Raw genomic sequence first — 11,380 nt, forward strand, 5'->3', positions numbered from 1 at the left:
GATTAAAATGGATAGAATAACAACACACTAATCGTGATAAATAAAACATTTTATCGAAATTAAAGATTATTTACAACAAACCGCATCTAACCGAACTATTCAAACACTTGTTTTTCAAGTAAATACTATGCTTAATTTAACCTATCTACCCCTAAAGTCGGTAAGTAAAATAAGTTTTGATTCACATTTTTTAAAGACAGCCTATAAATTCTAATAGTACTTTCTTCGTTATTAGTACCGTAGCCGGTAAATGCGGTCACTTTTAAATAGGTAGGCAAACCACTTTTATTACCCTTATAATTTATATTTACAATCCATTCTCCTTTAATATCACTTTCAAGAAAGAACTCTTTGCTCGATGAATATTCTTGCTTACCAAAATATTCATTTTGATTGTTTAGAGATGTATTCGAAACAAAATAGCGATTTTCTGGATTTACGAACTGAAGGTCAAATTCAGCCTCATCATCGTTCCACTCAAAAAGAAGTCGTGTATCTGTACCGTCGCGCATAGCCGCCACTTCTTTTAAATCTTCTGAACTTATGCTATAATCGGTTTTATGCTGCAAAAAGTGGTTGAACTCAGTTGTAATTATTGGATGTAATCCTATAGTATCTGCCACTAGAAAGGAATCGTTCAATAGCTTAGTGTACCTACTATACAAATTTGCTGCCTTTTGCACCTCATCTACCTCAACATAACTATTTGCCATATCCCGATACGATTGCGCATAATTAGGTCTTTTTACAAAAACACTGGTATATAGTTTGTTTGCTTTTTCAAATTCACCTACTCGTTGGTACGCATACGCCAATGCCTTCATTTCATTGATGTTATTCTCAAATAGCGACTGATGATTAGAAATGATATCATTGTTGAATTTTTCTTGCTTCCAATTAGCTGTAAAATAAATATAGGCATCAAGAAAAAAATAGGCAGAACTACTATAAAGCTTCTCATTTTCTTCAAATACTTTCTTAGCCGCTTCAAATTTATTACAAGCAAAAAGAGCTTGAAGGTAGCTTGGCAAATTTTTATTAGCTTGTTCTTTATCTATTGCATCGTGCTGATAAATATTACGTTGTATTAATGCTTGATCAATGTTTTTACCATTTTTATTAGCAAAATTGGAAACGTGAGTACTTATTGCAATTACACCTCCTGCAGCAACTTGCCCATACCTTCCAACGCCAGCAAGACCAGGTATTACCGCTATGCGCTCAATTACATTCAAATCCAAGAAATAAGGCACTTCTTCATAGATTATACCATCAACCTCGAATATAGCAGGTCTCAAATTCTTTATTGACCCGCTTCCCGCTCTTATAAAAACAACAACTTTGGTAAAAGAACATCCAAAACAAGGATTTTCAACTTTTACGTTCCCTACCCGAACACCCGCTATTTTACCGTCGATAGCCGCAAGGATATTCGGGGCAGTTAAATTTAAACTCTTGCCATCTACAATAGTTATAGCATGACCAATTGTTTTTTTGTCAAGAGTTCCATAAGCAGTTTTAGCGAATTCATCATTCGTTAAATATTCAGAGAACATTTCTGCCTCGGTTTTCTTTAAGCGTGCTCTTTCAGTAACTGTTACTCCTGCTAATTCTTCTACCTTGAAGTTCATGCTTACATTTATATTATGTATGGTTTCTGCAACTTCACGCTCTACCTTTTCAAAACCTAAATAATCAAAACTTATGACATCACCTATTTGTGCCATAATGTTATACCTACCATAGGCGTCTGTTTGCGTCTGTTTTAATGACTCCGTTATTTGAACAGTAGCATTTTCAACAGGCTCACCATTATTAAAAACAAAACCTGTAATTGATCTATGTGTTTTAATAGGGTTGATATTTATTATTGGAGTTTTAAAAGAATTTTGAAGAGTTTTGTTTCTGGAATAATCTGAGATTTGAGAAATGTCTCCATCACTCAAAGTAGACGTATTCAAATAAAAAGTCATTGCATCTCCCCTGAACGTTTTCCATTGTCCTTGACTCACATATCTTCTATACGAAGTACTTGGTCTATAGTCCGCAGCCAAAACCAAGCCCACACGCTTACCATATACTTCCAATAATTCTAGACCAATACTAAAATCTTCATCTACAATAATATTGTATGGTTTTAAATCTACAGTTACCTCTCCAGGAGAATTGCCAATCATTTTAGTAACGTTCTTTTTCAATAATTTACCTTCAGGATAGATGGTACCCCCCTCGTAAATATTGATACGTACCAAAACGCTATCAGAATAATTCTCGTTCACATAAAAATGAAAATCCTTTAAGAAATGTTTCTTCTTATCTACACTTATTCTTGTTACCAATTCAGCGCCCAATGAACCATCCCCTTTCCAGTACCCGTACTTATTTTTACTTGGATAGGAAAAACCTATAGCATCATTTATTTTACCTTTTAAATATTTAGCGGTAACAATGGCCTCGTTTAATTGCATTGCCTCGGGCTGCATGACAACTTTTTGAAAAAGTGTATTATTAAAGCTTACCTCGGAAATTTTGAACTGAACCGTTTTATAACCTACAGATGAAAATTGTAGAATATCGCTATTAGAAAAATCAGCTTTATCAATCTCTAGATAAAATTCCCCATCAAAATTACTTACGGTACCTACACCTTTATTTACGATTCCAATATTTACAAAAGGAAGCGTCTCTTGTGTTTCCGCATCCAGTACTGTTCCTTTATATTGATCTTGTCCAAAAAGTCCCAAACTTAGTGTACATAAAAATGACAAAAGGCAATACTTTATATGAAGTTTAGTAATCGATATCATTTGGCTGGTTATTTAAAAATTGTTAAGGTATTCTTAAATATATGAATAACAGCCAATTAAATCAAGTGCCTAATATTAAAAAAATAAGATTTTTATTATATAACGAATTATAAATCTTACAAATAGAAGATTAATTACCCTGATGCCCTTTTACTCTTGGTATCAACAAAAGTTCTGTCTGTCTACCATTAACATACCTAAAACCTTCTTCACCATAAAAGCCGGCTTCTTCAAGCATGATACGTATATCTCTATTCCATTCTGGTATGTTAACCGTGGTATTTAATTCAATAGCATACACCGTGTTTGGATTTAAACCATAATTTTCACCGTCGTCACGCATAACACCGCCTTGGGAATCCCACATACCAATTGTTGTACCAGCAGAATGACCATATAAGCCAAGTGGATGCGTATATATTGATGGTTTTAAGCCTGCTGTTTTAGCTTCCTTCAATGATTTTGCTAGAATATCATTCCCAGACCTACCCTTAACCATATTGTTGGTCAAAAAATCTTGTACCCTATTACCATCTTTTAATCCGTTCACCAAAAAGTCAGGCGCAGTAGTTTCTTCTGGCTTAAGCACATATGCCAATTCTTGACAGTCTGTATTTAAACGCAAATAAGTAATACCAAAATCGCAATGCACTAAATCTCCCGGTAGAATAACCATATCATCAGGCTTATTTGCAAAAGAATAGAATTCGCTTTTTTTACCCTTCTCACTTCTTTGAACGTCCACGGTTGGATGAAACCAAGTTTCCAATCCTAAATCGGTAACTTTTTGTCGCATCCACCAAACCACATCCGAGGTTGTAGTAACACCAGGCGTAATTACTTTCTCAGAAAAAGCCTCCGCAATAATATCATGTGTAATATCTACTAATTGGTTATAAATGACCATTTCTCGCTCAGACCTTGTTTCAATCCAACGAACAGCTAGTTGCTCAGCAGAGGTCACTTTTGAAATATATTTCTTAGGCAGGTTTGCCATGAACTCTTCATAATCTGTCTTTACCAAGCCATCTGCAATATTGTGGTCTGTAGAATAATTAAGTCCGATTTTCTTCGGATTTCTTTCGGATATCAACTGCATTAATCGAGTCCACTGATTTGGTTCTTTCTCCTTATCCCAAGCAGAAACAATATTTTTACCAACGTTGTAACGGGCTACAGCCAACTTCTCTATAGTGTTCTTAGCCTTATCTCTGTAAAATAAAATTATAGTTCTTCTACGGGCATTTAACCACGTAGCCGGGAGCATAGTCTTAATTACGGGATCTTCATTGTATTCTCTTGAGATAACCACCCACATATCTAAGTCTGCGGCATCCATAAGTTCGGGCAACAAATTATTGAAACGGTCGTCTAATATTTCATCTATTACCTGAGCTCTTTCTTTTACAGTTAGAATTTGCTGAGCGTTTAATACATAACCTTGTGCAAAAAATAATAAGATAATTAATTGTTTGATCATTAGATAGTGGTTTTTCTAATGATGAAAATAACAGAATTAATTAAGGCTTCAAAATTTGTTCGAGAGTTTTAGAACGTTGTACTTTACCGTTTTCAGTTCTTTGAAATTCTTTTGCAACCAAAATATTCTTCGGCTTTTCAAACTTCCTAATATCTTGAATAGTATCAATTATTTTTTGAATCTCAGATTTAGATGCATCCTCTACTACCAATACCACCTTTTGACCTAATTCTTCGTCCTCAACACCTATAATAAAAAAAGGAACATTTACATATTTGGAAAGTACTTTTTCTATATGTTCAGGATGTAATTTAATTCCGCCAGAATTAATTACATTATCAAATCTGCCCAACCATTTAAATTCTTTTGTAGAAACCAATTCAATAACATCATTAGTAACTACAGTTTCATCAGCAATCTTTGGAGCATTAATTACCAAACAGTTTCTGTCGTCTTTAGATATTACAACATCTGGTAAGACAGAAAAAGGCATATCATCACTTACGATATTATTCAAAGGCTTAACTGCAATATGCGTTATAGTCTCTGTCATACCATAGGTCTCATAACTAGCATTTGAAATTCCTTTTATTTCCTTTCTTATAGAAGTAGAAATAGGAGCGCCACCAACAATTAATTTATGCAATAGGGAAAGCTTCGTTAATGAATTAGCAACTTGTAAGGGTACCATAGCGCCAAAATCAAAAGACCTGTTTATACCTTCTAACGGATTTGAAGTAGGTGGAACGAAATGAATATCTAACCCCAAAACCATAGCTCTAACTAACATCATTTTACCAGCAATATAAGTAGCAGGTAAGCACAACAATGCAGAAGAACCAGGAGATAAATTAAAATAGCTGCCTGTTGCCAAAGCGCTATTTTCCATTTGTACTTTCTTTAAAACGATGGTTTTTGGAGTACCCGTAGAACCAGATGTCTTTACCGAAATGGTAGGTGAATCATCTATCCAATCTATAATGAATTCGCCAATGTGCTTTTCAAATTCTTCCCCTTCCTTAATTAGACTATAGCCTACCTCTGATAAATCGGCAAAAGAAATAGATCTACCATGAATGGAAAAATTGGGGTGTACTGAAACTTTATACATTGCACTAATTATCTAGTTTCAGAAATTCTTCTTCAGATAACACCTCTCCTGTTAATTTTTCTTTCCAGTTGGTCCAGCCATACTTTTTTGAAAAGATTATTAATAGAATAGGGAATACTATAAATACCGGCACCAAGACATCCCAACCCAAAATTGGATCAGAAACATCCCTATACAATGAATCAGTTTGAAAAGCAGTCCAGTCAGCAGTCAACAATAACGCTCCAATTAAATTATTAGCGGCATGAAAACCTAAAGCAAGTTCTAGACCTTCATCCATTAGGGTTATAATACCAAGAAAAAAACCAGTACCTATATAGTATATCATTATACCATAACCCAGTTTCTCTACTTCAGGATTTCCCAAATGCATTAATCCAAATAATACAGAAGTAACAACTAAAGGTACCCATCTTTTTTTTGTGGCAATACCCAATCCTTGCATCATATGACCTCTAAACAAATACTCCTCAAAGCTAGTTTGTAAAGGAATTAGGATTATCCCAATTAAAGCCAAACTTAAAAATGGCATCAGCTTAAAATTAAACAAGTAATCTTCAGGAGAGAAAAAAATACCTATAAAAGTTAAAATTATTGTTATCAATCCCCATACACCAAAGGCAAAAAAAACTCTTTTCCAATCTATTTTTTTTCTTGATGTCGTTAAACTAGTAATGCTCTGAGAGTGTACTAATTTCGTCCATCCCAGTACCACAAATAAACCTACAGCCAATGGTACAAGCAAAATAATCAATACCAAATTAGAGCCTAAACTTGCTATCATTTGCTCCATACTATCCTCAACACTAACTGGTGATAATATAATTGCGATATAGTTCAATATCATAAACCCAATAAAACAACCGGGAATAATTAAATATTTCCACAAACCTAAATCACCTTTATACCCCTGTTCTATATACATAAACTTTCAATTAAATTTGTATTCCATTTTTTAGAGCTGTTATAAAACAAACCTCCATTATTAACCTCTAACGGGCTCTCAATATTATTCGTAAAAAGAGAACCGGTGCCTAATCCTTGTGGCATATCATTATGTAATGTTGCCGTCCACTGTGCAATGGCATTTAAACCAATATTACTCTCTAAGGCACTCGTAACCCACCACCCTATGTTATTCTTTTCTGCAATAGAAATCCATTCACTGCTTCCTGCAAAACCACCAACCAAACTTGGTTTCAAAATTATATATTGTGGTTGTATTGTTTGTAGCAACGCTGCCTTTTTTGTTAGATCAACCACACCAATTAATTCTTCATCTAAAGCAATTGGCAAAGGCGTATTACTACAAAGCCTTTTCATTTCTTCAGCTTGCCCTTGTTTAATAGGTTGTTCTATAGAGTGTAAATCAAGTTTAGATAAAATATCTAGTTTAAATAAAGCTTCTTGTGGTGTAAATGCCCCGTTGGCATCTACCCGTAATTCAATCGCTTCTTTTGAATAACGTTCTCTAATAGATTTTAGCAATGCTATTTCAGTATCAAAATCAATTGCACCAATTTTCATTTTTATACAAGAAAAGCCATTCTTTAGTTTTTCTTCTATTTGTTGATGCATAAACTCCTTATCACCCATCCAAACCAAGCCGTTTATAGATATTGGTTTTTGGTTATTTAAAAAAGTAGAATCAAAAAGATGAAAAGGATTTTTAAAACGGAGTGACATAAAAGCCTGCTCTATCCCGAATTGAATACTTGGAAAATCCTGTAACTGCTTTAGCAATTTGGTTTCTCCCAAATTAATATTTTGTGCTACCCAAGCACATTTTTCTTCATATTCAGGAACATCATCAAAACTAAGACCTCTAAAAAGTCCGCATTCACCAACACCCCATTTTCCTTCTTCTAGTAAAAAAAGAAACCAAGTTTCTTTAGTTCGTAGAATTCCTCTAGAAGTTCCGCTAGGGTTTTTAAAATTTAAGAGATACTTTTTAAATGTTGCCTTCATATAATCATTCAAATTTAACTATATTTTGAGTTTAAATACGACGGAATGGCTAGTATAGAAAATAAGGTGATTTGGGTAACAGGAGCATCTTCTGGAATTGGAGAGGCATTGGTATATCAATTAAACGAACTTGGAGCAAAAATTATACTATCAGCAAGAAGAGCAGATGTTCTTTTAGAAGTAAAAGGTAAATGTAAATTTCCTGAAAATGCAGCTATACTTCCTTTAGATTTAACAGCATTCGACTCACTAGAAAGCATAACCGAAACGGCTATATCTATCTACGGTAAAATAGACATTTTAATTAATAATGGCGGACTAAGTCAACGTTCACTTATCATTGACACAAAATTTGAAGTGTATCAACAAATGGTAGATGTTAATTATCTGGGTACTATTAAACTTACAAAACATCTACTACCCTATTTCACAGCTCAAAAAAGCGGTCATTTCGTTACTGTTACCAGCTTAATGGGTAAATTTTCCTCTCCATATCGTTCAGGTTATTGTGGTGCAAAACATGCACTACACGGCTTCTTTGATGCCTTACGTATGGAACATGAGAAAGATAATGTATACGTATCAATAATTTGCCCAGGATTCATACAAACAAATGTTGCGAAAAATGCATTAACCGGTGATGGATCTGCTTTACAAAAAGAAGATAATGCCACAGAAAATGGAATGCCAGTTAATGATTGTGCAAAAGAAATTATCTCTGCAATTGAAAAGAAAAGATTTGAAACCTATGTCGGTGGAAAAGAGAAATTCGGACTTTATCTCAAAAGATTCTTCCCTAAACTTTTACATAAAGTAGTTATGAAAAGTAAAGTTCGTTAATCCTATTTAAAATTAAACCAGAAACGTACACCGTCTTGTGTTTTATCAGTATTCATTGAAGTCTGAAGCTGGTTAGCCAATCTACTCATTAAACGAATACCCATAGAAGAACTTGCTCGTTCATCTGAATCTTCTGGTAAACCGATACCATTATCGGTGTACTCAAAGAAACCTTCTTGACCCGTAATTTTACGCAAATGAATATATATTTTTCCATCGCTATCATCATTAGGAAAAGCATATTTAAATGAATTCGAAACCAATTCGTTTAATATAAGTCCGAATGGAATTGCCCTGTCAATATCTAATTCTACACCTTCGGCGTCGATAGTAATATTAATACTATGTCCACCTTTTTTATAAACCGACTGAATGCTGTTAATCAAACTTTCAATATACCCTTGCATCTCAATAACCGATAGGTCATCATTTTGATATAATTTTTGGTGTATTAACGCCATCGCCTTCACCCTACTCTTACCTTCTTCTAACGCAGCAATAGCAGCTTTACTTCTAGTATTTTTAGTTTGTAGACTTAACAAACTAGATACCATTTGCAGGTTGTTTTTGACCCTATGATGAATTTCTTTCAATAAAGAATCTTTCTCCACTAACGAGTTTTCAATGATGAATTTTTGCTCCGCAATTAAACGTTGATTTTTGATACTCTTTAAATAAGCATAAACTAAACCAGCAAAACCAATAAGTGTAAATATCAAGGATACAAAAACCAAACTAATTTTATCATCTCTTGCCTTAATATCTTTTCTTGATTCTTCTAACTGAGCTTTCTGCTGCTCTATCGCTTTTCTAGAATTCTCTAAATCTTGCGCAACAACAGATGTTAATTGCTGATTTTTAATGTTTGATGCCAATCCATCAATAGAATCTCTTATTCTAATATTCTTCTTAAGATAAACGGTAGAGTTCTGAAAATCACCAGTTTTAAAATAATAATCTGCAAAAATACGATTACGTTTTAATATATTTTCAGATTTAATCGGATTGAGGTCATCACTCAAATAATCCGTTGCTTTAATATAATTATCTAACTTTAGATAACATTCGGCCAATGCCAAAGTGTTTTCTATAATATCTGATGAAAATTTACTCTTATTGTATTTTTTAATTATTTCTCTACTCTCTTCTAAGAACGGTATTGCCTTTTCATACTCACCTAACTGAACATGACATTTACCAATGTTGCCAATAATCAATCCATTTAAGATTCTACCATCCGCAATTTCTTTGTCAGTATGCTGATTGGTAACATCGCTCAAAAAAACTTTTATTAAACCCTCTGCTTTTTTGAAATAACTTAAAGCGGTAGCAGTCGATTTATCAAGTCTCAAGTAATTACCTATGGTATTATTATAAATTGCTTGACCAAAGTAATCATCGTCTTTTAAAACTTTTTTCTCTTCAGTCATATAATCTCGCATAGCTTTTCTATACTGACCTAAACTGGCATAAATATCGTAAAAGGCTACATTATCAATTAAACCTAGCTCACGTTTTACCCTTCTTATTTCAATTTGTTTATCGTAAAGCTCCAGTTTTGCGTAATTATCATCTAAAACTCCTAAAATTGTTCTTTTAGACTCTATGTCCAATACTTCCAAGAAGTCTTCATACATAGGTCTAGCAATGGCTAAACTTTTTTCATAATTTCCCAAATCATAATAAATCTGAGACTCTATAAGTTGGTAATTTCTAATAGAAACTGAATCGTTCGTTTTCTCAGAACTATTTAAATACACCTTAACGGTATCTAACCAATCATAAGGCGAATTCTGGTTATAACGATTGGGAGTGTTAAAAAAGAAGAAAGAACGTAGTTCACCGTTCTCTAAATCTTGAAACTGTTTGTAGTAATCTTCATTTTGAGACACAATACTTTCTTGCGCAATACCTAGGCAAGTAAAAACACTTAAAAATAAAGTGAAAATTAATCTTAAAATGAAGGTGTTTTTCATATTTCATTAAAAACAGAATCAAACTTAAAATGAAAATTTGATCCTATTAAATTTTTGTTGTGAGCTATTATAATTGTTTTCTCAATTAGAATAGATTACAAAAGCGTGTTCTACGTACTTTTATTTTATTCCTTACAAACTGCAGTTAAATCTTGAATTATAACTTAATTCTTCTTTAAAATCTAACAATTCTTGATAACCCAAATTTATAAATTACCCATCCGGAAATTTATTATTTGTTGTGTAACCCCTAATAGTTGTGGTGAAACGAAATACTTTTTACCAAATATGTATTTCGCCGATAAAAATATACCTTTAAACGACAATTAAAAACCTTTTATCTAAAATTTGACAAAAAAAAACACCTTAAAAAAAGGTGTTTAAAACATATAGATTTTCTAGTTATGAATTCATCGCCGAGATAATAAATTCTTTAAAATCTTTAGAAATAGGAATGAGAGTATTATTAATCATAATATCCTTAGAATTAATGGCATCGATATGATCTACATTTACGATATATGACTTGTGAGCTCTATAAAATTTATTCTGTGGTAATTTCTCCAAATAATCTTTTAAAGGAGAACGAACCAGAAATTTCTTATCTACAGTATTTACTTCCAAATAAACATTGTCAGCTTTTATAAATTGAATATCTCCAAATTGAATTCTATAATAAAGATGTTGCTTTTTTACAAAAATAGAATCCTTCAATATCGAATTGGACATTGCTACATCTTCTTTACTATTGTCGTTAACAACAGCATTACTGGCAGCATTTTGTTTACCATAAATGAAGTTCGATAAGGCGATTTCAATAGAGGTATATAAATCTTGTTGTTCAAAAGGTTTTACTAAATATCCGTTAGGTTTTACCGTTTTGGCATTCTCAACAGTCGCACGATCAGAGTTAGAGGTAACAAAAATGAATGGAATGTCATAATTTTCTCTAATATGTTTACCCAAATCTATTCCTGTTTTATCAGAGGCTAAGATAATATCAATAAGAACTAAATCTACCTGTTGGGTTTTTAACACTTCAACTGCCTGTTCGTAAACAATTACGTTATCAACAATTTCGTATCCTATTTCCTCTAACATAGATTGCATATCATCTGCAATGATTACATTATCCTCAACAATTAGAATTTTTATGGGTTGTTCCAAGACTTAAAATGGTTTGTGGGTTATACTCAAA

Annotated in this window: 8 protein-coding genes; 1 reads left to right on the forward strand and 7 read right to left on the reverse strand. The window is 32.9% G+C overall.

What is annotated here, in order from left to right:
• Positions 1-131: 131 nt before the first annotated feature.
• From ACJJVP_RS17125 to ACJJVP_RS17145, 5 genes are all read right to left on the reverse strand, one after another.
• Entirely contained in the window at positions 132-2,768 is a 2,637-nt protein-coding gene (locus ACJJVP_RS17125) for a carboxypeptidase-like regulatory domain-containing protein (protein WP_405415634.1), read from the reverse strand.
• A gap of 169 nt (positions 2,769-2,937) precedes the next feature.
• Complete coding sequence (locus ACJJVP_RS17130; RefSeq protein WP_405415636.1) at positions 2,938-4,287, reverse strand: M24 family metallopeptidase; 1,350 nt, start codon at positions 4,285-4,287, stop codon at positions 2,938-2,940.
• A 40-nt stretch (positions 4,288-4,327) separates the two neighbouring features.
• Positions 4,328-5,398, reverse strand: coding sequence for an AMP-binding protein (locus ACJJVP_RS17135; protein WP_405415638.1), 1,071 nt, complete (start codon positions 5,396-5,398; stop codon positions 4,328-4,330).
• A gap of 4 nt (positions 5,399-5,402) precedes the next feature.
• Positions 5,403-6,323, reverse strand: coding sequence for a CPBP family intramembrane glutamic endopeptidase (locus ACJJVP_RS17140; protein WP_405415641.1), 921 nt, complete (start codon positions 6,321-6,323; stop codon positions 5,403-5,405).
• On the reverse strand, positions 6,314-7,366 hold the full coding sequence (locus tag ACJJVP_RS17145) for an o-succinylbenzoate synthase (RefSeq protein WP_405415643.1): 1,053 nt from the start codon (positions 7,364-7,366) through the stop codon (positions 6,314-6,316). The genes ACJJVP_RS17140 and ACJJVP_RS17145 overlap by 10 nt, the downstream gene beginning before the upstream one ends.
• Before the next feature lie 45 nt (positions 7,367-7,411).
• Here ACJJVP_RS17145 and ACJJVP_RS17150 point away from each other — a divergent pair, with 45 nt between their 5' ends.
• Complete coding sequence (locus ACJJVP_RS17150; RefSeq protein ID WP_405415645.1) at positions 7,412-8,206, forward strand: SDR family oxidoreductase; 795 nt, start codon at positions 7,412-7,414, stop codon at positions 8,204-8,206.
• Positions 8,207-8,208: 2 nt separating this feature from the next.
• Here ACJJVP_RS17150 and ACJJVP_RS17155 read toward each other — a convergent pair whose 3' ends face one another.
• Together ACJJVP_RS17155 and ACJJVP_RS17160 are read right to left on the reverse strand one after the other, a co-directional pair.
• Entirely contained in the window at positions 8,209-10,182 is a 1,974-nt protein-coding gene (locus tag ACJJVP_RS17155; protein ID WP_405415647.1) for a sensor histidine kinase, read from the reverse strand.
• 402 nt (positions 10,183-10,584) lie between these two features.
• A complete protein-coding gene (locus ACJJVP_RS17160; RefSeq protein ID WP_405415650.1) occupies positions 10,585-11,349 on the reverse strand; it encodes a LytR/AlgR family response regulator transcription factor in 765 nt (254 codons plus the stop codon).
• Between the last annotated feature and the right edge of the window lie 31 nt (positions 11,350-11,380).

Source organism: Maribacter sp. Asnod1-A12, from assembly GCF_045063735.1.
In the GTDB taxonomy this organism is placed as follows: domain Bacteria; phylum Bacteroidota; class Bacteroidia; order Flavobacteriales; family Flavobacteriaceae; genus Maribacter.